Origin of the sequence: Maribacter sp. HTCC2170 (assembly GCF_000153165.2) — a bacterium.
GTDB lineage: Bacteria > Bacteroidota > Bacteroidia > Flavobacteriales > Flavobacteriaceae > Maribacter_A.
The window spans coordinates 2,325,371-2,352,229 of sequence record NC_014472.1 but is presented as its reverse complement, the minus strand read 5'-3'; the positions used below and the strand labels follow the sequence as shown (position 1 = coordinate 2,352,229).

Genomic DNA, 26,859 nt, shown 5'->3' with positions numbered 1-26,859 from the left:
GTTCCTATGGCGTTAGAAGCTAACGAAAGGCCGAACCAGCCCATTGCGAAGTTTGAATCAATGCTTAAGACAGATGATGTCTACTTCTTTGATGCTGAAGATTTTGAAGATATTATTCACCATTACCTCAACCACGGTAAAATAGCCTTAGCCAAGAAGGCAATCAAAATCAGTTTAAAGCAACATCCCGATTCTATAGAACTAAAGCTATTGAATGTTGAGGTACTCGTTTTCGAAAATAACCTTGATGCTGCAGAACAATTACTGGATAAACTTCAACTAGTGGATGGGACTAACGAAGAAATCTATATCCAAAGAGCGAACATTTATTCAAAAAAAGATAATCACGAAGCTGCAGTTACTTTGTTACAAAAAGCACTTGGTCTTGCCGATAAAAGCTATGATATACATTCCCTATTAGGCATGGAATATCTTTTTATGGATGATTTTAAACTCGCCAAAGAAAGCTTTATGAAATGTGTGAGTTTTGATGAACAGGACTATTCATCACTCTACAACGTTATTTACTGTTTCGAGTTTTTAGAGGATTTTGAAGGTGCCATCGTATACCTAAATGATTATTTAGACCGAAACCCTTATTGCGAAGTAGCATGGCACCAATTAGGAAAACAATACTTTTCAAAAAGAATGTTCCAAGAAGCCTTAACGGCTTTTGACTTTGCCATTATTTCGGATGATTCATTTATCGGAGCTTATTTTGAAAAGGGTAAGGTTCTTGAAAAATTAGGCAAATATGATGAAGCTATTGAAAGTTACGAGACTACTATTAAGATTGAAGATCCAACTTCACATGCATACTTAAGAATAGGAAAGTGCTATGAGCGTTTGTGTAATGATGAAATGGCCAAGTACTACTACTATCAAACAGTACATGAAGACCCCTTGTTGGACAAAGGTTGGTTAGCCATAACAGATTTCTATTTTAATAATGGTAATTACGAAAAGGCATTGTATTACATAAATAAAGCCTTGAATATTGATGGTGAGAACCCAACCTATTGGAAAAAAGGTGCAAAAATAAATGCTGCCCTTGAAAACTTTGACCAGGCAGATTTTTCATTTAAGCAGTCTGTTGATTTGGGTAATTACGAATTGGACACTTGGTTAAGTTGGGCCAGCGTGGCCAAAGAAAATAGGGATTTTGCCTCTGGCTTACATATACTGGCACAAGGACAGGAATTTTATCCGGAAAGTGCTGATATTCTGTATAAAACAGCGGGATTCCATTTGCTAGCAAATGATAAAATAAATGCACGTATCCGTTTAATAGATGCATTGAAAAAAGATTCAGAAAAGCTACAATTGTTCTCTGAAGAGTTTCCTGAGTTTTATAAAACAGAATGGACGCAGAACATAATATCAAACAACAAAAAAGCTTCAAGATAAATAGACTACTTTTGCCTTTTTGTCTATGGAAAATCGGAATTTACTACAATACGTAATTATCACCCTTAAAGGAATGGCCATGGGAATCGCTGAATTGGTCCCAGGGGTTTCAGGAGGTACAATTGCTTTTGTTGCCGGCATCTACGAGGAATTCATTTCCACCATTAACAATATAAGCTTAAAAACTCTTAAGGTATGGAGGACCGATGGGTTTAAAAGTTTTTGGCGGGCATTAAATGGAAACTTCCTCCTTACATTACTTTTAGGTATGGCCATTAGTATTCTGTCATTTACCAAAATAATACGGTGGCTACTTGAAAATGAACCAATTATGCTCTGGTCTTTCTTCTTTGGTTTGGTTCTCGCCAGTGTTCTCATTGTTGCGAAGGCCATAAAAAAATGGTCAGCAACCATCATAGTCTTGCTCATTTTAGGAGCTGTTGGCGCCTATTTTATAACAACAATACCCCCTTCTCCCAATACAGCAAGTTTGCCTTACATATTTTTCTCTGGAGCAATAGCCATTTGTGCAATGATATTGCCAGGAATCTCCGGTTCTTTTATTCTTGTATTGTTGGGAACTTATAAGACAGTTATTGAAGCCGTTGATGAAAAAGATTTTAAAATATTGATTACAATGGCGCTAGGTATGCTTTTTGGCGTTCTAAGTTTTGCAAAGGTCTTAAAATGGATGTTCGATCATCACAGGAACATAACCCTATCAATTCTAACAGGTTTTATTCTTGGTTCCTTGAATAAGATCTGGCCTTGGAAAAAGATTATTGAAACGAGGACCATTGGCGAAAAGGTTATTGAGATTGACGAATCCGTTACTCCGTTCACCTTCGATGGCGATCCACAGTTAATGTTTGCAATAATCGCCACAATCATAGGTTTTTCCTTTATTTTTATACTTGAGAAAGTAGCTTCGAAAAAATAGTCATTGCTTCGCATGTACGAACCCAGAACATTTTTTGATAAATTATTTTTGGTGCTTAAGGGACTTGCAATGGGCGCTGCCAATAAGGTTCCAGGGGTTTCTGGAGGCATTGTGGCCTTTGTTGGTGGGTTTTATGAGGAATTCATCTATTCGCTCCAAAAAATAAACCTTAAGGCATTCAGGCTTTTGTTCAACGGAAGGTTCAAAAGCTTCTATCAGTATGTAAACGGGCAATTCTTGACTTTGCTGATTTTCGGAATGTTGGTAAGCTATTTCAGCGTTTCAAAGCTACTCGATTATTTTCTTGAACGTAAAGAACTTTTTGTCTGGGCGGCATTCTTCGGAATGATCTTGGGTTCAATTTATTATATCTCCAAAGATTTTAAACATTGGAACAAAAAAACAGTAGTAGCAGGATTTTTGGGCTTAATAGTAGGTATTTCAATAAGTTTTTTGAGTCCTGCAAAAGAAAATGACAACCTTTGGTTTATTTTCATTTGTGGAATGATCAGTGTTTCCGGGATGACATTACCGGGGCTTTCAGGATCATTCATATTAATTCTTTTGGGTAATTATGTGTTACTATTGGTAGATTCGGTCAATGCCCTATATGATACGTTTGCCGAAATGCTGCGTGGCGATTTTAGTTTTGTAAAAAATAGTGAACGGTTGAACACTCTAAAAATCTTAACGGTATTCACGCTAGGTTCCGCTGCAGGTTTAGTTACCCTATCTCATATACTCACTTACGTATTAAAACATTTTAAACATATAAGTACAGCAGTGATTATCGGATTTATCACAGGTTCATTAGGCGTTGTGTGGCCTTGGAAACGAACCATATTTAAGACAGATGAAACTGGAAAGGTATTTTTAGATTCTAATGGCAAGGAGATTATCTTAAATTATGAAAGGTATTTGCCAAATTTTGGCGACCCGGAAACATGGTGGGCCATTTTCTTTGTAATCGTAGGGATATTCATTTTATTAGGACTGGAGTGGTATGGAGAATATAGAAAAAAGTAGATTTGGACTTGTTGGTAAGAATATTTCCTATTCGTTTTCTAAAGGATATTTTACTGAAAAATTCAAAGGATTGGATTTACAGCATCATTCTTATGAAAATTTTGATTTAACTAGCATAGAGGATTTTCAAAATCTTATCAATCAAAACAATTCCCTCAAAGGTTTGAATGTGACCATCCCCTATAAAGAGGCTATTATCCCATATTTAGATAAGCTGAACAAAAAAGCAAAAAAAATAGGTGCGGTAAACACCTTAAAATTTACTAAAAAAGGCCTTAAAGGTTATAATACAGATATTTACGGATTTAAAAAGTCGATAGAACCATTTCTAAAAAAACGACATAAAAAGGCTCTTATCCTAGGTACAGGAGGTGCCTCTAAAGCTGTGGCATTTGTGTTTAACGAACTGGGCATAAAATTTAAATATGTTTCTAGAACCCCAGGAAAAAATCAATTGAGCTACTCAGAGCTCAGTGATAAAGTTTTAAGAAAACATACCATTTTGGTCAATTGTACTCCGCAGGGCACTTTTCCCAATATTGCAGATAAGCCAAATATACCCTATGAATATATCGCTAAAAAGCACTTGCTTTTCGATTTAATTTACAATCCTGAAAAAACAGCTTTCTTGTTAGAAGGTCAGAAACAAGGGGCATCTATCTGTAATGGGCTTAAGATGCTTGAGTTACAGGCGGAAAAATCTTGGAAAATATGGAATTCGTAATTACGCTTTAAAAAAGAACTACCAATACCTTTTGGTATTACTGCGGTTGTTAGTATCTTACAATAGCAATCTTAAGCATAACTAACTCAATTTAACATGCAAGAAGAGAAAGATCAAGAACTGCAAGAAACCGCAGGTGAAGAAATAAATTCAGAAACTACCGAAACCACCCAAGAAGTATCGGAGAAAAGAACTGAAGTTGAATCTCTGGAAGTTAACACCGAAATAGCTACTACATCGGAAGATGTGGAAAACACTGAATTAACTACTGAACAGACTAAAGACCAAGAGGTTGTTGAATCATCTACCGACTTGGAACCGGCTAAGGAAGAAACGAAAGAACCTTCACATCAGGATGCCTCAGAGACCGCTGAAAGGACTGAACCTGTAATTGAAAATCCAGAACCCACCTCAAATAAAGAAGGTGAAGAATCTAAAGAAGCAGTCTTAAATGAGATTGATGAATCCAACGCAGAGGACGCTGAGGACAAAGATAATCATCGTAGACACCACATTCCCATTTTGGATTATCATGCAATGTCAATGGAGAATTTAGTGGGAGAACTTCAAAAATTGGTCAAAAACGAAAAAATTCAGGCTATCAAAAAACATGTTGATGGTATTAAACACGAATTTGACCTGAAATTTCAAGAATTCTTAGAACATAAAAAAGAGGAATTCATAAGTAATGGAGGTAATGAGATTGATTTTAGATATAACTCCGTTGCAAAAAGACAATTCAACGAAGTTTATTCCGAGTATCGAGAAAAACGCAATCAATACTATAAAAATCTTGAAAATAATTTAAAAGATAATTTGGCCAATAGGTTGGCTATAATCGACGAATTAAAAAGTTTGGTGAATGTTGAAGAAGACATCAACACTACATACAAACATTTTAAAGACGTTCAGGAAAGATGGCGTAATGCTGGACCAGTGCCGAGGAACAATTACAATGATGTTTGGCGAACCTACCATCACCATATTGAGATTTTTTATGATTTTCTGCACATAAACAGAGAGCTTCGTGACCTTGATTTTAAACATAATCTTGAGGAAAAACAGAAATTGGTTGAACGGGCAGAGGCTTTGGAAAAAGAGGAAGATCTGAATAAAGCTTTTCGGGAATTACAGACCCTCCATAAAATTTGGAAAGAGGATATTGGTCCCGTTGATAAAGAACATAGAGAGGAGATTTGGGAACGCTTTAGCAATGCCACAAAAGTACTTCATCATAGAAGACAGGATTATTACAAAAACATGGATAAAATCCATGAGGAGAATCTTGTTAAGAAGAATGAGATCATTGCCGCTATCGATGCAATTTCCAACACAGTTGCCGGCAACCACAAAGCTTTGCAGCTACAAATAAAACAAATTGAAGAGTTACGTGATACCTTTTTTAAAGCTGGCAAAGTTCCCCAAAAAGTAAACGAACAAACTTGGGCAAATTTCAAGGAGGCAGTACGTAAATTCAACAGAAATAAAAACGCTTATTACAAAAATTTAAAAAAGGGACAGCAGGAAAATCTTGACAAAAAGCGCGAATTGCTCAATTTGGCCATCTCATTAAAGGATAGTGAAGAATGGAATTCGACCACTTCGGAAATGAAACGAATTCAGAACGAGTGGAAAAAAATTGGCCATGTACCTCGAAAATACTCCGATAAAATATGGAAAGAATTTAAGGATGCATGTAATCATTATTTTGACCGTTTGCACGCCTTGAAAAATGAGGCCCACAAAGATGAAATAGAGAATTTTGAGAAAAAGAATGCATGCCTTGAAAGGCTAAGAACCTTTGAATTGACTGGTGATCGGGACAAAGATCTAGAGGGCATTAAAGCATTCGTTGAAGAATGGAAAACCTATGGACGTGTACCATTCAACAAAAAGAACATCAACCAGAAGTTCAATAAAATATTAGATGCGATTTTTAGAAAATTAGACGTCAGCCGTCAAGAATCTGAACTTCTTAAATATGGCAATAAAATTCAACGCCTGGCCGGTACAGATAATGATAGGGCCATTGCAAATGAACGTTCTTTTATTCGCAAAAAGATTGATGAAAGTAAAAACGAGATACGCCAATTAGAAAATAACCTATTGTTCTTCTCAAATGCATCAGAAGACAATCCAATGGTGAAAGAGGTAGTGAAAAAAGTTGGGAAACATAAAGAGGCTTTAGAAACTTGGCAGGCCAAGTTGAAAAAGTTGAACGTTTTGCAGCATAATATTCTTAAAGAGGCTGAAGAAACTTCTGAAAAGGAAAAGACCGATTCTTCTGAGGAAGAATAACGGTCTTTCTAAATCATTTTAAGACTAAACTCCATGTCTAATCATCATATTGCTGAATAAGGAAGTTTATAAGATCTGTTGTAGTTACAATGCCTTTTAATTTACCGTCATCCACAACAGGTATTGCATGAAATTCTTTTTTGGACAATATCTCTGCAACATCTTTTACAATTGTGTTTGTAGACACACTAATCAAGTTCTTTGCCATAACCTGCTCTATACTGAACATATTGTATACCATTGTATCAACAGTTTCCTCATCCTCATATACGGCATCGGCAAAACTGATTCTAAGCAAATCAGTATAACTCAACATTCCAATAATCTTGTTTCCAGACACTACTGGAATATGCCTAATATGATATTTTTTAAATAGACTTTCAGCCTTTTCCAAATTATCCGAGGTATTCAACGTAATGACATTTTTGGTCATTATTGCCGATATGGGAGTTCCTTTTTTCATGTCTGCCAATTTATATTTCTTTATTAAAAATAGACAGATAAGCGTTTTGAAAGTATGATAAAAATCATATGGACTTCTAAAAGGTCATTGTAACTTTGCCAACTATAAAACCAAAATATTTCAACATCTACTTGAGGCTTACTCTTCCCAAGTGAACAACTTCCTATCAAGATAAATTTAGGCGCTAAAAATAGTATTAAATTCTCCAGGTATTCTTTGTAGGTCACCTTATTATTTTTAACTTAAGAAGTTTGTATATAACGGTATGAAATCAATTTGGCCTTTATTTTATTTCTCACTTGTTTGTTTGAATCTACATGCTCAAGAATTACCTCCTATTACATCTTATAAAGCCAAGGACTATAATGCAGGTAACCAGAACTGGATGGTTTCCCAAGATTACAACAAGCATATTTTTATTGCCAATAATGCCGGCCTATTACGATATGACGGGGCCAAGTGGCAGTTATTTAAGACTCCAAACGGTTCTGTCATAAGATCAGTGAAGGTTATTGATGAACTTGTTTATACTGGATGTTATATGGAGTTTGGATACTGGGAAAAAGATAAATTCGGTGATTTACAATATAATTCATTGGTTCCTAAACTTAAAGACTCCTTAATCGACGATGAACAATTTTGGAACATACTAAAAGTTGATGATTGGGTATTATTTCAATCTTTGGACCGTATATACATTTACAATTCAATTGATGAATCTATTCAAATTATTAATTCTGAAACTAGAAGAGCAAAAATTTTCAATGTTGGTAAAAGTGTATTATTTCAAAAACTAAGTGAAGGAATTTATAAAATTGAAAATGGTGAACCTATTTTAGTGTCAAGCGACCCTGTTTTTAAAGATTATGTATTGGTAGGGGCTTTTCAAATTGAAAACAAAATTCTGTTTCTTAGTGAAAATGGGGAGTTTTACTTTTTGAATGATACTGGTCTTAGCAAGTGGAATATTGAAGCAGATGAAGATTTGTCCTTAATAAATGTTTACAGTAGTGTTCAATTGCATGATGGTAGTTTTATGTTAGGGACCATCTCGAATGGTATTTACCATATTGATCCAAACGGCAATCTAATCAATAAGATTAATAAAGAAAAAGGCCTCAACAATAATACAGTATTATCAATGTTTCAAGACCAAGATGAGAATCTGTGGTTAGGTTTGGACAATGGGATAAGTGTTATAAATTTAGATTCACCTTTTACTGAATATAAAGATCTAAAAGGGGAAGTGGGTAATGTTTATGCTGCGCAAGTCTTCAATGAAAATCTGTATATAGGAACAAATCAAGGGTTATTTTATAAAAAAGCAAATACCCAAAATGAGTTTCAATTAATCGAAAAAACAGAAGGCCAAGTATGGTGTCTTTTGGTTATGGAAAACACCTTATTTTGTGCTCATAATAATGGCACTTACACTATTGATAAAGATAAGGCAAAATTGATATCAGATTATCCTGGCACCTGGAATATTAAAAGGATAAGAGGGTACGAGAATCTGTTGTTGCAAGGAAATTATGAGGGTTTGAGCGTGCTTGAAAAAATAAAGGGTCAGTGGCAATTTAGAAATAGATTGAGGGGGTTTGATTTTTCAAGTAGATTTTTTGAATTCACAGATGACAATCAAATAATCGTTAACAACGAGTATAAAGGTATCTTTAAACTAAAGTTAGATTCAAGTTTCAATAAGGTATTAAACATTGAGAATGAGTCACCCAAGGGATATGGGTCGAGTTTGGTTCGTTATCATGACAATCTATTATATACTTCAAATTCTGATAGAAGAATATTAAAATTCAATGTAGATAAGCAAAATTTCGAAGCTGATTCATTATTGACCAGCTTGTTTTACAATTCAGATGAGGATATTTTAGGAATATTGATTCCGGACCAGAAAACCAATAAGCTATGGGGTTTTTCCAATAAAAATATAATAGCTGTAACCCCAAGTAATTTCAAGAATACTCCTGAATCTTTTAAAATTCCGATCCCAAGCACTTTTAGAAGAAGCTTAGGAATTTCAGGATTTGAATTCTTGACTAATATAGAGGACAATCGTTTTTTGATCGGTGCTTCAGATGGTTACACCATTTTGAATGTGGATAAAATAAAACCCAAGGAACTTTCGGTTAAGATTAATTCGGTTTATAACGAATCTCTACATGCTCCTGAAGATAAAGTTTCTTTAGGGACTAATTCGGAATTCCCATCCCATGAAAATAATTTCAAGTTCTCTTTTAGTGTTTCGGAATTTGATAAATACGCAGAGGTTAATTATCAATACCAATTATATGGGGTAAACGACCAATGGAGCGAATGGTTCGATAGCCCCGACGTATCATTTAAAAATTTGCGATTCGGTGAGTATACATTTAAAGTTAGAGCATTAGTTGGAAATCAATTGTCAAAAAATATAGATTCCTTCGCATTCAAAATTAAAAGGCCCTGGTACTATTCCAATTGGGCAATACTATGTTATATTCTAAGTATTTGTGTATTAGTATTTATAATCCATAAACTATATAAATCATATTATAAAAAGCAACATGCATTGTTGATAAAAGAAAACTTGAAAAAGCTTAAACAAAAGAAACTAAAGGCCCAGCAGGAAATCATACAAATCAAAAACGAAAAATTAAAGATGGACATAGCAAACAAAAATCGAGAGTTGGCCATCTCTACAATGAGTCTTATTAAGAAGAATGAATTCCTGAATAGCATCAAAGATCAATTAAAACAAGTAGAAAATACTCCAAAGATAAAATCGGTAATAAAGACGATAAACAGAAATATCAATAATACTGATGACTGGCAATTTTTTGAAGAAGCATTCAACAATGCCGATAAGGATTTTTTAAAGAATATTAAATCGCATCACCAAAATTTAACACCCAACGACTTAAGATTATGCGCTTATCTTAGATTGAATTTAACTTCAAAGGAAATAGCGCCGTTACTCAATATTTCGGTACGTAGTGTAGAGGTAAAACGCTATCGTCTACGCAAAAAAATGGCACTTCCGCACGAAAACAGCCTTACCGACTACATTTTAAACCTTTAGGGCATACTACAAAAGTCCATTTAACCACAACATTACCTATACAAAAGTGATTCTCTTAATTGATTGTTAAATTTTTTTAGCATTTAAGAATTATAGAAATCCCCGTTTCCCAAGGGATAATCCATCAATTATGCAATTTTATTACTTTTTTATTGCCATGTATGTTTTTTGTAGTGGTAGAATTTAAGGATTCCTTTTTATTATGAAATACATTGTGACTTCAAAATACACAACACATGAAGCGCATTTTTTTATTTCTTACTATTATTTGTTGCATACCAAGTATATGGGGTCAAGACCTAACGATAAGTGGAACTGTTTTGGATGCAAGTTACAATGAACCTTTACCGGGTGTAAGTATAATTGTAAAAAATACAGTAAAAGGAACCACTACAGATTTTGATGGAAATTTTACCATCCAAGACATGACCATTGGAGATATAATATCTTTCTCCTATTTAGGATTTGTAACCCAAGAAGTTACGGTAAGTAACTCCAATCCTATAACAATAAATCTTCAGGAAGATGTAAGTGCTTTGGATGAAGTTGTTGTAGTGGGTTATGGTACACAAAAGAAGAGCAACGTAGTTGGTTCTGTAACTAGCGTTGAAGTTGATGACGCCACTTCCGTACCTACCACAAACGTATCGGAGATGTTACGGGGTCGAGCGGCAGGTGTCCAAGTTAATCTAGGCGATGCAAGACCAGGTGGATCATCTAATATTGTCATTCGGGGTAATGTTTCCGTAGCTCCAAATGGAAACTCTCCGTTAGTAATAGTTGATGGCTTACCATTTGACAGTTTAAATGATGTATCACCAGACGATATAGCCAATATTGAAATCCTAAAAGATGCATCTGCAACCGCAATTTATGGTTCAAGAGCATCAAATGGTGTTATACTGGTTACTACTAAAACGGGGAAGACTGGCAAAGTATCTATTGACTACCACGGCTATACTACAGTACAGTCATTGTCCAAAAATTTTAATCAATATACTGGTCAGCAATACATTGATTTAAAAAGGGAAGCCAACCGAAATAGATTTACTGGGGAATACTTGAGGGATGAAAACATATTTTCTCCTTTTGAGATTGATGCCATAGGAAATAATGATTTTGTAGATTGGGAAGATTTGGTATTACAGGACGCAGTAATACAAAGCCATGCTTTGAGCTTTTCATCGGGTACTGAAAAAACCAGGGTTTTTTCAAGTGTCAATTATTTCTCCCAAGAAGGTATAATCCCAAATTCTAGTTTTGACAGAGGTACTTTAAAACTGAACTTGGAGCAGGAATTAACGGACAAACTTTTATTTAGAGGAATTTTCAACTATCAAAATTCTACACAGAATCAAGAAACAGGCGGCCTAAACTTTACTACCATAACACCCCTGGCCAAACCATTGGACGAAGAGGGCGAATTACTCAAATTTTATTTAGGTCCATCAAATACCGCGGTAAACCCGCTATGGGATCAAAGGGAATCAACCGACGAGACCAAAACAAACCTTACAGATGTTAACCTCAGCTTGGTGTACAACTTTACACCCAATCTGAGCTACACATTAAAGACATTTTTGAGGAACAGAAATACTAATAGGGGAATTTACAGAACATCCTTACATTCAGCAGGAGATGAAGGGGTAGATGGGCTTGCGGTTATTTCTAACCAGTTATTTAAACAGGTCTTGGTGGAAAACATCCTCAATTATACACCACAGATCAATGAAAACCATAGTCTGGACTTTACTGCGGTTCAAGCTTTTGATGAACAACGAAATGAATACACCCAAATTGACAAATCGGGATTTACCAATGATGCCCTTGGTTTTAATGGAAATGCAACTGTACTTCTCAATAGCGTTAGGGGCGTTTCACAACGTAAATTACTCTCTTTTTTGGGCAGGGTACGATATGGATATCTTGATCGCTATTTATTAGAGGCAACGGCACGAGCTGATGGTGCCTCAGTATTTGCCGAGAACAATAAATGGGGATTCTTCCCTGCAGTTTCTCTGGCTTGGAAAATGCAGAACGAGGCATTTTTAGAAAATGTGGATGCCATAAACGAAATGAAATTACGAGTCAGCTACGGGACCACTGGAAATCAAGGCATCAATTCGTTGGAGTCCTTGGGTGTAGCCGATGACATACCTTATGTTTTTGGCGATCAAACCGTGGCAGGAGCAACTGCCTCATCACGTTTGCCCAATCCAGACTTGAGGTGGGAAACCACTACTACCCTGAACACTGGTCTTGATTTTAAGTTGTTCAAAAACCGCTTTGAGGGTACTTTTGAATACTATAAAGCGAACACCACTGATTTATTATTGGATAGGTCAATTGCGGGTACTACCGGGTTCAACGTAATTCGCTTTAACGCAGGTGAAATTGAGAACCGCGGAATTGAAGCATCATTGACATCTCATATTATACGAAATGAGAACTTACGATGGTCGTTAGGAATGGTATTCTCAAGGAACAGGACTGAGGTGCTCGCGCTTACAGGAGAACTTGATGAAAATGGCAATGAAATTGATATCACGGACATTGCTTCAGGAAGACGATTATCTGTAGGTCAACCTATCAACAACATTTGGTTGCCTAAATACGATGGAATCTATCAAGTAGGTGATGACATTGCAGGTTCAGGTAACCCTTTGGCAAACCCTGGGGATGTTAGGGTCATAGATCAAGATGGGAATGGTCAGATTGATAATAGAGATAATGTATTTACGAGTACAGATCCTAATTGGTACGGTTCGATCACCAATTCCATTACGTTCAAGAACTTTGACTTATTTGCCGATATCTACATCGTCGAAGGAGCAACAAAATTAAATCCCGTTCTCGCCAATGGGGAGTTGTGGAAAGGGTCAATCAATGGAATTCGGACAAAGTATTATACTCCAGAATTTCCTTCAACGGACTATCCTAGACCTAAACCTGACACCCATTTGCACCTTTTCCCATTCGCGGTAAGGGACGCATCATATGTACGATTGAGAACATTGTCATTGGGGTATAATATTCCTAAAGAGACGCTTTCAAAAATTGGATTTCAAAATGCAAAAGTATATGTAACGGGAACTAATTTGTTCACTTTAACAGATTTTAGATCATATAGTCCAGAACAAAACCCGCTAAACAATAGTGGTGGAACTGCATTTCCTGAAACCAAAAACATAACACTTGGGGTCAAAGTAGGGTTTTAAAAAAAAATATTATGAAAAATATAAATAATAATATGTTATCAAAAAGCTTTTATACAATACTAGGTTGCCTTTTGCTTTTCACTTCATGCCAAGAGGATTTTTTAGAGGACAAGCTTCTTTCAAACACTTCTGTTGATTTTCTGTATACAACTCCTGAAGGTCTTGAATCTGCTGTCGTAGGATTATATTCCTTGAATAGAAATCTTTACCAAGACCTAAGCTTAAATGGCACATACCCACTTATTCCACAGGCCAAGAGTGATCTTGGAGTAGGAATAACCGGTGAGGCTTCCCTATATAGTAGATTACTTTGGGGCGCCAGTTTGGGAGATTTTGGAACTACCTCTGGGCTTAATGCCTATTGGGTGAACTATTACAAAATAGTTGATAGATCCAATGCCATTATTCAAGGAGCGGAGAAAATACAGGGTATTGATGAAAAGATAAAAAATCAAATCTTGGCCGAAGCTAAATGCATGCGGGCCAATTCTTATTTTATCCTGTATAGGCTTTTTAATAATATTTATATCACCACGGAGCCTACGACTCCTGAAAATGCTTTTGATGTGCCACAAGACAAATCTTCTGAAGGGGAAATTTTTTCACTCTTAAAGGCAGATTTGGATTTTGCCATTGTCAACCTCGAATACAACACAGAACAGTTTGGTAGATGGGGCCAAGGTGCGGCAAGACATCTAAGGGCCAAGGTGGCCATGTGGGAAAATGATTGGACAGAAGCAGCTGCACAGGCAGATGCTGTCGCTAACAGTGGCTACCATAGCCTAACCACTACTACTGCTGAAGTGTTTGCCGGAGAATTAAATCATTCAGAAACTTTATTTGCCCTCAATTTTGAAAAAGAGACCATTGGTGGAGGCAGTCCACATATCATGAACTGGAACCTGGTATCATCCTATGCAGATGCTCCTGGTATGATACAATCGATTGAAAACGGAGGGGCTGGCGTAGGTTTCCTATCATTGAATGATTATGCGATTAATTTGTTGAATGAGGACCCCAATGACGACAGAAAGGACAATACCTATTATATTTTCAAATATGCCTATAACGATGAGCCTTCGCTTCCAGCGGGCAAGCAGTTGGGTGACCCATTGGATCTTTATGAAAATAGTGAAACCGATCAAAATGAGTTTATGCTCTACTATAGGAGACAAAACCCTGGAGTCTTAAAATTCTTTGATGAAAATGTAGAACCCACTGATAGAAACCACTTCAAAAATATTATGATCTATAGATTGGCCGAAACCTATTTAATAGGTGCCGAAGCACATATGATGTTGGCAAATAATACCAAAGCCCTGGAATACATTAATGCTGTTCGAAATAGAGCCAATGCAGCTTCTATAACCACAGTTGATCTGCAGGCAGTTTTGGACGAAAGGGCCCGCGAACTTGGGTTTGAAGGGCAACGTTGGTATACCCTCAAAAGAACCGGTAATTTATATGAGTTTTTACTAGATCATATGAACAACGATAATATGAATGAGTCGTACCCTGAAGGAAATCCTAAGGAAATCCTAAGGGAGTATATGCAAAATTGGCCAATACCTCAGCAACAAATGGATTTATTGGGGCCTAGCTATCCTCAAAACCAGGGATATAACTAATGGCCGATATAATATTAATTAAAAAATTGTGAAATGAATACAAATAGAAACACTAAAATGAAGCTTAGCACAAGATTACCCCTTTTAGCTTTAATTTTTGGGATGGGAATGATATGCGTCATCATTTCCTGCGAAATAGAAGATGACATTCCGCCACCTTCGGCCTATGTTGCACCAGAACCTTTACCAATTATTGAAGGTTGTCCAGAGGATCCTGTAGTAAATGACATTTCTGCCGGAATAGATTTTGAATGTGGAGGGCCTGAAATTGATTTTTTTGGGGAAAAGGACGGCTCCTTAACAATAGAGTTTGTTGAAAACCCAAATGGTTCTGGAATAAACACTTCAGAGAAGGTAGTTGAGTATATACAGACTACAGGTGTAGAACCTTGGGCTGGTTTCTTTTTCGACTTGACCGGTAAGGTAGATTTCTCGGAGAAACAGACTATTAAAGTAAAAGTATATTCTCCAGCTGCCGATCAGACCGTACTTCTAAAATTAGAGGATAGTGCTGATGGTTCAATAAACAAAGAAGTTCAGGGCACTACAACGGTTGCAAACGAATGGGAAGAATTGTCTTTTGCTTTTTCATCAAGTGATTCTGACAAATATGATAGGTTGGTACTCTTTTTTGATTTCAATAGTGATAAGGATGCTGATACCACACATTATTTTGATGATATAACCATGGCCGAGGGAGGGGCAGTTGAGGCTACAGAACCTACAACTTCAGCGCCTGAACCAACATTATCAGAATCAGATGTAATTTCTATATTTAGTGATACTTATACTAATGTTAGTGGCACAGATTTTAATCCTGATTGGGGACAAGCCACAGTAACAACACAAGAGGATATTGATGGAAACAATACTTTGAAATATGGGAATCTAAATTACCAAGGAATCGCATTGGAAAATTCGATAGACGTTTCGGGAATGTCTTTCATGCACGTTGATTATTGGACCGCTGATTCAACAGGATTTAATGGTTTCCTTATAAGCCCTGGTCCTCTAGAAGCACCTCATGCTTTTACGGTAACCACTGGCGAATGGGTAGGTGTTGATATCCCTTTATCAGAATTTTCAAGTGTAGTGGATTTAATGGATGTTGTTCAAATGAAGTTTGATGGCAATGGAACCATTTATTTGGATAATATCTATTTCCATCAAGGACAACCAACAGGGCCAACTACTGCTGCACCAATGCCAACATTAGCGGAATCAGATGTAATCTCTATATTTAGTGATACTTATACCAATGTTACAGGTACAAATTTTAATCCTGATTGGGGACAAGCCACGGTAACAACACAAGAGGATATTGATGGAAACAATACTTTGAAATATGGGAATCTAAATTACCAAGGAATTGCATTGGAAAATTCAATAGACGTTTCAGGAATGTCTTTTATGCACGTTGATTATTGGACAGCGGATTCAGCCGGATTTAATGGTTTCCTTATCAGCTCAGGTCCAGTAGAAACAGCACATGCTTTTGCTTTAACAACTGGAGAATGGGTCAGTGTGGACATTCCACTCACAGAGTTTTCAGGCGTAGTAGATCTAATGGATGTCATTCAAATGAAGTTTGATGGTGATGGGACCATCTATTTGGATAATATATATTTCCACCAAGGACAACCAACAGGACCAACCAGTGCCGCACCCACACCAACTGTTGCAGAAGCCAATGTCATTTCGGTGTTCAGCGACGATTATACTGATGTGACCGGAACAGACTTCAACCCGAATTGGGGCCAAGCCACAGTGGTGACACAGGTAGATATTGCTGGCGATAACACCCTAAAATATGAAAACTTGAACTACCAGGGTACACAATTCGCCGCACCTTTGGATATTTCGGGAATGAGCATGCTGCATATGGACTATTGGACCGCGGATTCCTCGGCTCTTAACGGCTTCCTTATCAGCTCAGGACCAGTAGAAATAGCATATTCATTTGCCATAACAACAGGACAATGGGTCAGTGTGGATATTCCACTTACCGAATTTTCAGGGGTAGTAGATCTAATGGATGTCGTTCAAATGAAGTTTGATGGCAATGGAACTATTTATTTGGATAATATCTATTTCTATAATGCGCCCGCTACGGAGCCAAATAGTGCTGCACCAACACCAACCGCTGCAGAGGCTGATGTAATTTCAGTGTTCAGTGACGCTTATACAGATGTGTCCGGGACTGATTTTAACCCGAATTGGGGCCAAGCCACAGTGGTGACACAGGTAGATGTTGCCGGTGACAACACCCTGAAATATGAAAACTTGAACTACCAAGGAACTCAATTCGCCGTACCTTTGGATGTTTCGGGAATGAGCATGCTGCATATAGACTATTGGACCGCGGATTCCTCGGCCTTTAATGGTTTCCTTATCAGTTCAGGTCCCGTAGAAACATCACATTCATTTGCCATAACAACAGGAGAGTGGGTCAGTGTGGATATCCCACTTACCGAGTTTTCAGGCGTAGTGGATTTAATGGATGTGATCCAAATGAAGTTTGATGGCAACGGTACAGTTTATTTTGATAATATCTATTTCTATCAATAGATCTATAACGGTATAAAAGGAAACTGCATACGGCAGTGTAATTGGATTTAATTTGAGTTAGCCTAGTTAACAGATATGCCCCTAAGAAAAATAGGGGCATATCAATAAATTGCAGTACATGTGTTAAAAAATGTGCCATAAAAACCATGAAGTAAAATATAATTTACCAAATATTTAAAATGAACTATTTAAACAGGGCCTTGATCATCCTAACGCTTGTAATTTCTTGTAGTGAAGGAGATTCTCAGCCCAACAACATACCATCCAAACTAGTGTTGAACGTAACCATTGTTGGCTCGGACGCTACAAACCCAAACGGGGATGGTTCTGGAGTGGTACAGGTTTCTGCATCCGCCGAAAATGCTGTCAGATATGCATTCAGATTTGAAAATGGGGATTTGCAAGAAAGCCCTTCTGGCTCAATAGAGCATGTCTTTACCCAAGATGGTACGCATTCATATTCTGTTACGGCATGGGCTTATTCAGAAACAGGGGAGTTTATCAATGAAACCATAATTGTGGAAGTTTCCAAATCCGATGAAGCCTTTACAACCTTAATTTTCTCAGATGAATTTGAGTACGAAGGAAGTCCTGACCCTGAAAAGTGGCACTATCAAGTCATCCCCCCAAATAATGGGAGCTGGTATAATGATGAGCTGCAGCATTACACGGACAGAGCCACCAATTCATTTGTGAGTGATGGCACCCTAAAAATTGTAGCTTTAAAAGAGCAATACACTACAAACAATTCTACCAAATCATATACTTCAGCAAGGTTAAATTCAAAATTTGTCTTTACCTATGGACGTGTTGAGTTTCGCGCTAAACTTCCTGCTGAAGAAGGTACATGGCCCGCGTTTTGGACTCTTGGAGCGAATATCAATGAAACAGGGAATTATTTTGGCGACCAATATGGCAACGTGGGTTGGCCAGCTTGTGGAGAAATTGATATTATGGAGCAAAATGGATGGAATAAAAATAGTGTTATTGCCCATTTTCATTGGGGAGACATGAACTCCGGTGAATATATGAATTCTGGTGGCACAAATACAATTTCTGATACTTCAAGTGCATTTCACATTTATTCTATGGAATGGAACAGCAATAACATAAAAGTATTTGTAGATAACGAGTTGATCTATGATTTGCCTAATTCTTCAAATAAGCCTTATAACCATCTACATTATTTATTGATGAATCTGGCTATGGGAGGAACTTTAGGAGGTGATGTACCGGAAAATTTCACCGAAGACATTCTTGAAATTGATTATGTGAGAGTATACCAATAAATAATGGGTAGCACATTTTGAAGTAAAAAAGCCTTTTGAATTCTATTGATCTTTTTGTTTTAATACCTATATTTAATTCATACCAAAAACTCTAATAAATAACAGCCAGACTTTAATAATTCAACTAAAACCATATCATGGAACAACCCGAAGAAGTAATTAAAATGAATAAATCTTATACCATACTCATAAGCTTAATAGTCGCATTGGGCGGGTTTTTATTAGGTTTTGATAGTGCCGTAATCTCTGGTGCTGTTAAAGGAATCACGATTTACTTTGAAATGACTGAATGGATGTTAGGCTTTTCTGTGGGTTGTGTTGTTTTTGGGGCCATGGCCGGTAATTTGGTCGCTGGCCCTTTGGCAGATAAATTTGGGAGAAAAAGTGTGCTAATTATTGTAGCTGCCCTGTTTACAATTTCAGCTTCTTGGTCGGCATTCGCAACAGGTTATACCGAGTTTATTATTGCCAGAATTATTGGAGGTATAGGCATAGGTGGAGCCATATTAATTGCTCCAATCTATATTGCCGAAATTGCGCCTCCCAAATTGAGAGGTAGTTTAGTCTCTTTCAATCAATTAAATATCGTTATTGGTATTTCAGTTGCATACTTTTCAAATTATTTCTTGGTAAACATGGATGGCGAAAGTTGGAGGTGGATGTTAGGTGTCGAAGCCATTCCAGCGTTAATTTACTTTTTGGCCCTTTGGACCGTTCCTAAAAGCCCTAGATGGTTAATCTTAAAATTGAATAAAATCAAATTGGCACGGAAAATTCTTCAAAAAATTGGGGGTGAAGAATATGCTGAGTTAACAATAGCTGAAATTCAAAGAGGAATTGCTAAAAAAGAAGAAAAAGGTAAATTCTCAGATATTTTTAAAAGTAAATATGCCACTATAATGATCATTGCCTTAGGCATAGCATTTTTTCAACAGATTACGGGCATCAATGCAGTTTTTTATTATGCCCCAACTATTTTTGAACAAGCAGGAGGAAGTACTGATTCTTCTTTTCTTCAGGCAATAGTTGTTGGTCTCACAAATTTAGTTTTCACCTTAGTTGCCATTTGGTTAATAGACAAATTAGGGAGAAAACCGCTTTTACTTATAGGTACGACCTTTATGACCATAGCTTTACTTATGGCTGCATTTGCCTTTAACAATGCCACCTATGACCTCAACGAAAACACATTAAATAAGATAAGTAATAACGAAATCAAAAATGCTTTAACTGATCTTAGTGGAAAATCTTTTGATGGGCAAGCTGCTCTTTTTGCAGAAGTTGAAACCAAACTAAACGCAGATCAGTTCTTGGAATTTAAAAGAAATGAGATTACAAATACCATAAAAATCAACGCAACTCTAGTTCTTATAGCCATTTTACTCTATGTTGCCTCTTTTGCAATTTCTTTGGGACCAGTAATGTGGACGTTAATTTCAGAAGTGTTTCCAAGTAAAATTAAAGGTATAGCTATTTCGGTGGTTGGTTTTTTTAATTCATTGGTCAGTTTTTCTGTAACACAGGTTTTTCCTTGGGAGCTATCAAATTTAGGACCAACAACAACCTTTGCAATTTATGCCTTACTTTCGTTCTGCGCCATCATCTTTGTCTACAAATTCGTGATTGAAACAAAAGGGAAAACACTAGAAGAAGTCGAAGAGCTATTAATCAGAAAATAAATTTCAAATGAATAGACTGTTAGTAATAATGTCATTTTTGGTTCTCTTTTCCTGTAAAGAAAAGGCCTCAAATAATCCAGTAGATCAAAACTCAGCATCAAAACCAGGGCCCGCGAAAGTTGAACTCAAAAATTCAAACGGCAAATTTCAACTATTAGTTAACAACAAAGAGTTTTATATAGATGGTGCCGGTCTTGAATTTGGCGATATTTCAAAACTTTCCCAACACAATGCAAACTCTTTTAGAACTTGGCGTACCGAAAATGGTGAAAGATCTGCCAAAGAAGTATTGGATGAAGCCCATGAAAATGGCTTAATGGTGACAATGGGCATTGAAGTAGCACGCGAAAGACATGGTTTTGATTACAATGATGAAAAAGCAGTAGCTAAACAATTAAGTGAAATAAAAGAACAGGTTCTAGAATTAAAAGACCACCCGGCTTTACTCATTTGGGGAATTGGCAATGAACTCAACTTACATTATTCCAATCCAAAAGTTTGGGATGCTGTGAACAATATTTCAAAAATGATACATGAAGTAGATCCTAATCATTTGACGACAACTAGTTTGGCGGGTATAGCTCAAAAAGAGGTAACGCTGATAAAAGAAAGATGTTCTGACTTGGATATTCTTGCGGTTCAGATGTATGGTGATCTTCCAAATCTCCCCAAATTGGTTCGGGAATTTGGTTGGGAAGGAGCCTACATGGTTACTGAATGGGGTGCTACTGGTCATTGGGAGGTTCCCACCACCTCATGGGGAGCACCTATTGAGGACAATAGCACAGTCAAAGCCGCAAATTATATGAAACGCTTTAAAGGTGGTATAGAAGCCGATTCACTGCAATGTATCGGTTCCTATGTGTTTTTATGGGGCAACAAACAAGAACGTACGCCGACTTGGTATGGGATTTTCTTGGAAGATGGCAAGGAGACAGAATCGGTTGATGTTATGCATTATATATGGAATGATGAATGGCCAAAAAATAGGACCCCGCAAATAGAATCCTATTCGCTGAATAATAAAACTGCTTACGACAATATTGAACTAAAATCTAACGAAATCGCGAACGCATTAGTGAAAATAAAGGATTTTGAAAATGATGCAATTAATTATACATGGGAAATCTTACCGGAAAGTACTGACCTTAAAGATGGTGGAGATCATGAAGAACGCCCAGAAGCATTGAAAATAAAAATTGTAAGCCAAAAAGATGGCGAGCTATCTTTTAAAACTCCTAAAAGTGGGGCATATAGATTATTTATTTATGCCAATGATGGTGCCGATCATTCTGCCACGGCCAATATTCCTTTTATGGTGAAATAACAAAAACATAAATACAACAAAAGACCTCTTTAAAAATACACCCTTTTTTATTGAGGTTTTTATTTTAAATTATTAGAAACGTATGCGCAAAAGCCCAATATATATAGGTGACAAAACTTCTTCTTTCAAAGAGTTGAAAGTAACTGGGGAACTAATAAACCTGGATGGAGAAAACTATTATAAGATTACTAACAGCGATGCAATGAGGCCCTTTTTTATGAGCATAGTCAGTGATTCCAATCACTGGATGTTCTTATCCAGTAATGGAGGTTTAACGGCAGGCAGAAAGGATAGTGATCACGCTCTTTTCCCATATTATACGGATGACAAGATTACTGAATCAGCTGAAATCACCGGTAGTAAAACAATTTTACAAATTCATAAAGAAAACAAGTCCTATCTATGGGAACCCTTCTCGGATAAATATGCTGGTATTTATAAAATCACCCGAAACCTTTACAAGAACAGTTATGGCAATAAGGTGATTTTTGAGGAATTAAACAAAGATTTAGGACTCACATTTAGATATCAATGGAATTCTAGCAACAAATTCGGATTTGTAAAAAAGTCTTCTTTAATAAATAATTCCAGCGGACAGATAAATGCTACTATTATTGATGGTATCCAGAACATTTTACCTTATGGTGTTACAACCGAAATGCAAAACACAAGAAGCAATTTGGTAGATGCATATAAGAAAAATGAATTGGAAATAGATTCTGGCGTCGGAATTTATGCCCTAAGCGCAATTATTGTAGATAAGGCCGAACCCAGTGAAGCTCTGAAATCTACTATTGCTTGGTCTGCCGGAATTAACGTTCAGGAATTTTTAATCTCCTCTTTACAATTAAATGCTTTTAGAAGAGGTAAGCCCATTGAATCAGAAATTGACATAAAAGCAGAAAAGGGAGCTTATTTTATAAAGACAGAATTACAATTAGGGTCTGGTTCAAATAAAAACTGGCTGATCATAGCCAATGTAAATCAAACAATTTCTGCCATCTCTGAAATTTCAGAGATAATAAAAACCGAAAAGAAGCCCATAGAACTTGTTCAGCGTGATATTGATAGTGGAACAAACCATCTATTGGAATTGACAGATGCAGCTGACGGGCAGCAATTGTCGGCCGATAAACAAAGAAACACAAGGCACTTTTCAAACACGCTTTTCAACATAATGAGGGGTGGAATATTCGATAATAACTATCAAATAGAGAAAGTAGATTTCACCAAATATATCGTCAAGGCCAATAAACAAGTAGCGAAAAGACAATCACAATTAGTAAGTAACCTTCCTAATATATTTACACTGCCTGAATTAAAAGAATTAATCAAACAAAACGAAGATGTCGACTTTAAAAGACTGTGTTTTGAATATATGCCATTGAAGTTCAGTCGACGTCATGGTGACCCAAGTAGACCCTGGAACAAATTTTCAATAAACACCAGAAGTGAAATCGACGGCTCAAAGATTCTTGACTATGAGGGCAATTGGCGTGATATCTTTCAAAACTGGGAAGCTTTGGCCCATTCCTATCCAGAGTTTATTGAAAGTATGATCCATAAATTTTTAAATGCAACCACTTTCGAAGGTTATAATCCCTATCGCGTCACCAAAGATGGGTTTGATTGGGAAGTCATTGAAGAAAACGACCCATGGTCTTATATTGGGTATTGGGGAGATCATCAAATTATATACCTTTTGAAATTCTTGGAGTTTATCGAGAATCATTATCCAAACAAATTGATAAGCTATTTTAACCAAGAATTATTCGTGTATGCAAATGTCCCATATAAAATAAAGAGTTATTCTGACACACTTAATAACCCGAAAGACACTATAGATTTTGACACAAATTTGGATGAGCTATTATCTCATAGAAAAAAGGAAATCGGGGCAGATGGCGCATTGATTACAAGTAAGGACCAGTCAATTTACTACGTAAATTTAATCGAGAAACTATTAGTTACTCTCCTAGCCAAAACATCAAACTTTATTCCTGAAGGCGGGATATGGTTAAACACCCAAAGGCCTGAATGGAATGATGCAAACAATGCATTGGTTGGTAATGGGGTTTCTATGGTAACCTTGTATTATTTAAGAAGATTTATCAATTTTTTAGAAGAGCTTGTCACAAACGACTCTATAGAAGAGACAACTATTTCCGTAGAACTCTCGACCTTCTTTAATGATGTAGTTTCAACCTTCGATCGCTACCAACATGTTCTTAATAGCGAAATAACAAATAAAGATCGAAAAACTATATTGGATGGTTTAGGAAATGCCGCTAGTTCATATAGATCATCTATCTATAAAAAAGGTTTCGAAGATAAAAAGAAGGTAGTACATAAAAATAAGTTAATACACTTTTTTAACATCTCTAAAAAGTTCCTTGACCATACAATCAAGGCCAATAAGAGGGGAGACAAAATGTATCATTCTTATAATTTAATGACCATTGATAACGAAAAGGAAGTTTCTGTATCCCATTTGAATGAAATGTTAGAAGGTCAAGTTGCAATCCTAAGTTCAGGATATTTAAACTCAGAAGAGGCGTTGGAACTTTTGGATGGGTTGAAGAACAGTTCTTTATTTAGAACGGACCAATACAGTTATTTGTTATATCCTAACAAAGAACTGACCAGATTCAAAGAGAAAAACAATATTCCACTTGACGATGTCAAAAACTCGCAATTATTGAAAAAACTCCTTGAAGATGAAAACAAACAGATAATTGAAAAAGATCAATCTGGAGGTTTCCATTTCAATGGGAATTTCAATAACGCAGGAAGCCTTATAAATGCCTTATCACAACTGGATCAAAAAGAATACGGCCTTTTAATAACGAATGAAAGGCAAAAATTGTTAGAGGTGTTTGAAATGGTTTTCGACCATAAATCCTTTACGGGTAGATCAGGAACGTTTTTTGGATATGAGGGGCTTGGTTCAATCTATTGGCATATGGTATCAAAGTTAGTGTTAGCCGTACAGGAAATATGCCTAAAAGCCATGTCTGAGAACGAAGACCCTATAACAATCGGAAAATTACTGGACCATTATTATGAAATAAATGAAGGCATAGGTGTTCATAAATCCCCGGAATTGTACGGTGCATTTCCAACCGACCCGTATTCCCATACACCTTCAGGTAAAGGCGCTCAGCAACCAGGCATGACAGGTCAGGTAAAAGAAGATATTTTGAGTAGATTTGGAGAGTTGGGGGTTTTTGTAAAAAAAGGCAAACTTCAATTTAGACCAGTCCTTTTAAGAAAAGAGGAATTTTTAAGAAAAGGCAAAACTTTTAAATACAATAATGTACTTCAAAAAACTAAAGAAATTGTAGTAGAAAAAGAATCCCTCTGTTTTACCTATTGTCAAGTTCCAGTGGTATATAAACGTTCTGTCAAGAACCAAATAATCCTAGTGAATACTAACAGTTCAACAGAAATTGTTAGCGGTCTAACTTTGACTGAAGACCTTAGTCGACAAATATTTGAAAGAAACAACACTATAGAACAAATACAGGTTGAAGTAGTTTTAGATTAGTCACAAGATAATTCCAACCAAATAAAAAGGGGCCGTTTGGCCCCTTTTTATATACTTCATTATTAAGTGTATTATTTTGCAACATTCACTGAACGAGTCTCTCGAATAACAGTTACTTTAACTTGTCCGGGATAGGTCATATCGGTTTGTATTTTCTGTGAGATCTCAAATGATAATTGTGCGGCCTTATCGTCACTTACCTTTTCACTTTCAACAATGACCCTTAATTCTCTTCCTGCTTGAATAGCGTAAGCCTTTTGAACTCCTCCAAATCCAAAAGCGATTTCTTCCAAATCTTTCAAACGTTGAATATAAGAATCCAGTACCTGTCGTCTTGCGCCAGGTCTGGCACCACTAATTGCATCGCAGACTTGGATAATCGGTGAAATCAATGTCTTCATTTCAACCTCATCGTGGTGAGCTCCTATGGCATTACACACATCTGGTTTTTCTCCATATTTTTCCGCCCATTGCATACCTAAAATAGCGTGTGGAGTTTCAACCTCAGCCTCAGTATTAGGCACTTTACCAATATCATGTAAGAGCCCTGCCCTTTTTGCTAACTTAGGGTTCAATCCTAGCTCAGCTGCCATTACTCCGCAAAGTTTGGCCACCTCTCTTGAGTGTTGCAATAGGTTTTGCCCATAAGAAGAACGATATTTCATTCTACCTACCGCTTTGATCAATTCGGGATGCAATCCATGAATGCCCAAATCAATCACCGTACGTTTTCCTATTTCAACTATCTCCTGTTCAATTTGTTTTTCCGTCTTACGAACAATTTCTTCAATACGCGCTGGATGAATCCTTCCGTCTGTAACCAATTTATGCAATGATAACCTAGCAATTTCCCTACGTACAGAATCAAAGCAGGAAAGTATAATGGCCTCTGGTGTATCGTCAACAATTATCTCAACCCCAGTTGCAGCTTCTATGGCCCGGATATTTCTACCCTCACGACCAATAATCCTTCCTTTAACATCGTCAGATTCCAAATTGAATACAGAAACGCAGTTCTCAACTGCTTCCTCAGTACCTATTCGTTGAATTGTATTTATAACAACTTTTCTAGCTTCCTGCTGTGCTGTTAGCTTTGCCTCTTCCATTGTCGTTTGCAAATAGGCCATAGCATCAGTCTTGGCTGTCTCTTTCAATGATTCCATTAACTGGCTCTTCGCGTCTTCTGCCGATAATCCTGAAATCACTTCTAGCTGCTGTACTTGGTTTTTATGCAGCTTTTCAAGTTCAGTATGTTTTTTGTCATAATAGTCCTCTTTATGGGCAACGTCTTTTAGTTTACCCTCTAACTGATTGTTCAGTTTTTTGTTTTTGGACAGTTCATTACTTATCTGTGATTCTTTATCCCTTGTACGCTTTTCAGCCTCGGACATTTTCTTGTTCTTATTTATTATTACTTTCTCATGTTCGGCCTTGAGCTCCAAAAATTTTTCCTTGGCTTGAAAGATTTTATCTTTCTTGATATTCTCGCCTTCAGTCTTAGCTTCTTTTAAAATAGAATTTGCATCTTTTTTCGCATTTGTAATGGTCTTAGATGCTTTGCCTTTTTCCATAAACTTGGCAATCACAAATCCTATAACAAGGCCCGCGATTCCGACTAATATAAGTGTGGTACTGTCCATAATTTCAAAATTTAGTATAAAAAAAGCCC

15 protein-coding genes are annotated in these 26,859 nt (G+C 36.6%); 13 read left to right on the top strand and 2 right to left on the bottom strand.

The genetic code is table 11. The annotated features are described in order from the left end of the window. Window positions 1–6 precede the first annotated feature (6 nt). The 5 genes from FB2170_RS10340 to FB2170_RS10320 all read left to right on the top strand — a co-directional run bounded on the left by FB2170_RS10340 (window position 7) and on the right by FB2170_RS10320 (window position 6,395). A complete protein-coding gene (locus tag FB2170_RS10340) occupies window positions 7–1,407 on the top strand; it encodes a tetratricopeptide repeat protein (RefSeq protein WP_013306502.1) in 1,401 nt (466 codons plus the stop codon). Window positions 1,408–1,432: 25 nt separating this feature from the next. Then, complete coding sequence (locus FB2170_RS10335; protein WP_013306501.1) at window positions 1,433–2,347, top strand: DUF368 domain-containing protein; 915 nt, start codon at window positions 1,433–1,435, stop codon at window positions 2,345–2,347. Window positions 2,348–2,359: 12 nt separating this feature from the next. Next, the gene (locus FB2170_RS10330; protein ID WP_013306500.1) at window positions 2,360–3,373 is read left to right on the top strand and encodes a DUF368 domain-containing protein; all 1,014 of its coding nucleotides are present in this window, start codon (window positions 2,360–2,362) and stop codon (window positions 3,371–3,373) included. Beyond that, window positions 3,351–4,097 carry a shikimate dehydrogenase family protein gene (locus tag FB2170_RS10325; RefSeq protein WP_013306499.1) on the top strand — a complete coding sequence of 249 codons (747 nt, stop codon included), beginning with the start codon at window positions 3,351–3,353 and terminating at the stop codon, window positions 4,095–4,097. The genes FB2170_RS10330 and FB2170_RS10325 overlap by 23 nt, the downstream gene beginning before the upstream one ends. A gap of 96 nt (window positions 4,098–4,193) precedes the next feature. Then, entirely contained in the window at window positions 4,194–6,395 is a 2,202-nt protein-coding gene (locus tag FB2170_RS10320) for a DUF349 domain-containing protein (protein WP_013306498.1), read from the top strand. A 37-nt stretch (window positions 6,396–6,432) separates the two neighbouring features. Here the strand turns inward: FB2170_RS10320 and FB2170_RS10315 are convergent, their stop codons facing one another. Next, window positions 6,433–6,858, bottom strand: a complete 426-nt coding sequence (locus tag FB2170_RS10315; protein ID WP_013306497.1) for a CBS domain-containing protein — start codon at window positions 6,856–6,858, stop codon at window positions 6,433–6,435. A gap of 265 nt (window positions 6,859–7,123) precedes the next feature. Between FB2170_RS10315 and FB2170_RS10310 the strand changes: the two genes are divergently transcribed. The 8 genes from FB2170_RS10310 to FB2170_RS10275 all read left to right on the top strand — a co-directional run bounded on the left by FB2170_RS10310 (window position 7,124) and on the right by FB2170_RS10275 (window position 25,190). Further along, a complete protein-coding gene (locus FB2170_RS10310; protein ID WP_013306496.1) occupies window positions 7,124–9,934 on the top strand; it encodes a triple tyrosine motif-containing protein in 2,811 nt (936 codons plus the stop codon). Window positions 9,935–10,170: 236 nt separating this feature from the next. After that, complete coding sequence (locus FB2170_RS10305; RefSeq protein ID WP_013306495.1) at window positions 10,171–13,152, top strand: SusC/RagA family TonB-linked outer membrane protein; 2,982 nt, start codon at window positions 10,171–10,173, stop codon at window positions 13,150–13,152. Between the two features lie 11 nt (window positions 13,153–13,163). Beyond that, window positions 13,164–14,780, top strand: a complete 1,617-nt coding sequence (locus FB2170_RS10300) for a RagB/SusD family nutrient uptake outer membrane protein (RefSeq protein WP_013306494.1) — start codon at window positions 13,164–13,166, stop codon at window positions 14,778–14,780. A gap of 33 nt (window positions 14,781–14,813) precedes the next feature. After that, window positions 14,814–17,348 (top strand): carbohydrate binding domain-containing protein, encoded by a 2,535-nt coding sequence (locus FB2170_RS10295; RefSeq protein ID WP_041632796.1) that lies wholly within the window; start codon window positions 14,814–14,816, stop codon window positions 17,346–17,348. A gap of 179 nt (window positions 17,349–17,527) precedes the next feature. Further along, window positions 17,528–18,637 carry a family 16 glycosylhydrolase gene (locus FB2170_RS10290; RefSeq protein WP_013306493.1) on the top strand — a complete coding sequence of 370 codons (1,110 nt, stop codon included), beginning with the start codon at window positions 17,528–17,530 and terminating at the stop codon, window positions 18,635–18,637. Window positions 18,638–18,774: 137 nt separating this feature from the next. Next, window positions 18,775–20,316, top strand: coding sequence for a sugar porter family MFS transporter (locus FB2170_RS10285; protein ID WP_013306492.1), 1,542 nt, complete (start codon window positions 18,775–18,777; stop codon window positions 20,314–20,316). 7 nt (window positions 20,317–20,323) lie between these two features. Next, window positions 20,324–21,643 (top strand): glycoside hydrolase family 2 TIM barrel-domain containing protein, encoded by a 1,320-nt coding sequence (locus FB2170_RS10280; RefSeq protein ID WP_041632794.1) that lies wholly within the window; start codon window positions 20,324–20,326, stop codon window positions 21,641–21,643. An 82-nt stretch (window positions 21,644–21,725) separates the two neighbouring features. Then, window positions 21,726–25,190 (top strand): hypothetical protein, encoded by a 3,465-nt coding sequence (locus FB2170_RS10275; RefSeq protein ID WP_013306491.1) that lies wholly within the window; start codon window positions 21,726–21,728, stop codon window positions 25,188–25,190. A 71-nt stretch (window positions 25,191–25,261) separates the two neighbouring features. Here FB2170_RS10275 and rny read toward each other — a convergent pair whose 3' ends face one another. Next, the gene (gene rny / locus FB2170_RS10270) at window positions 25,262–26,830 is read right to left on the bottom strand and encodes a ribonuclease Y (RefSeq protein WP_041633165.1); all 1,569 of its coding nucleotides are present in this window, start codon (window positions 26,828–26,830) and stop codon (window positions 25,262–25,264) included. Window positions 26,831–26,859 lie beyond the last annotated feature (29 nt).

What these genes read in the sequence shown, in the direction of transcription:
- FB2170_RS10295 (WP_041632796.1), top strand. Translation starts at nt 14,814, where the DNA reads ATGAATACAAATAGAAACACTAAAATGAAGCTTAGCACAAGATTACCC.
- FB2170_RS10280 (WP_041632794.1), top strand. Translation starts at nt 20,324, where the DNA reads ATGAATAGACTGTTAGTAATAATGTCATTTTTGGTTCTCTTTTCCTGT.
- FB2170_RS10330 (WP_013306500.1), top strand. Translation starts at nt 2,360, where the DNA reads ATGTACGAACCCAGAACATTTTTTGATAAATTATTTTTGGTGCTTAAG.
- FB2170_RS10315 (WP_013306497.1), bottom strand. Translation starts at nt 6,858, where the DNA reads ATGAAAAAAGGAACTCCCATATCGGCAATAATGACCAAAAATGTCATT.
- rny (WP_041633165.1), bottom strand. Translation starts at nt 26,830, where the DNA reads ATGGACAGTACCACACTTATATTAGTCGGAATCGCGGGCCTTGTTATA.
- FB2170_RS10320 (WP_013306498.1), top strand. Translation starts at nt 4,194, where the DNA reads ATGCAAGAAGAGAAAGATCAAGAACTGCAAGAAACCGCAGGTGAAGAA.
- FB2170_RS10285 (WP_013306492.1), top strand. Translation starts at nt 18,775, where the DNA reads ATGGAACAACCCGAAGAAGTAATTAAAATGAATAAATCTTATACCATA.
- FB2170_RS10305 (WP_013306495.1), top strand. Translation starts at nt 10,171, where the DNA reads ATGAAGCGCATTTTTTTATTTCTTACTATTATTTGTTGCATACCAAGT.
- FB2170_RS10310 (WP_013306496.1), top strand. Translation starts at nt 7,124, where the DNA reads ATGAAATCAATTTGGCCTTTATTTTATTTCTCACTTGTTTGTTTGAAT.
- FB2170_RS10300 (WP_013306494.1), top strand. Translation starts at nt 13,164, where the DNA reads ATGAAAAATATAAATAATAATATGTTATCAAAAAGCTTTTATACAATA.
- FB2170_RS10335 (WP_013306501.1), top strand. Translation starts at nt 1,433, where the DNA reads ATGGAAAATCGGAATTTACTACAATACGTAATTATCACCCTTAAAGGA.
- FB2170_RS10290 (WP_013306493.1), top strand. Translation starts at nt 17,528, where the DNA reads ATGAACTATTTAAACAGGGCCTTGATCATCCTAACGCTTGTAATTTCT.
- FB2170_RS10325 (WP_013306499.1), top strand. Translation starts at nt 3,351, where the DNA reads ATGGAGAATATAGAAAAAAGTAGATTTGGACTTGTTGGTAAGAATATT.
- FB2170_RS10340 (WP_013306502.1), top strand. Translation starts at nt 7, where the DNA reads ATGGCGTTAGAAGCTAACGAAAGGCCGAACCAGCCCATTGCGAAGTTT.
- FB2170_RS10275 (WP_013306491.1), top strand. Translation starts at nt 21,726, where the DNA reads ATGCGCAAAAGCCCAATATATATAGGTGACAAAACTTCTTCTTTCAAA.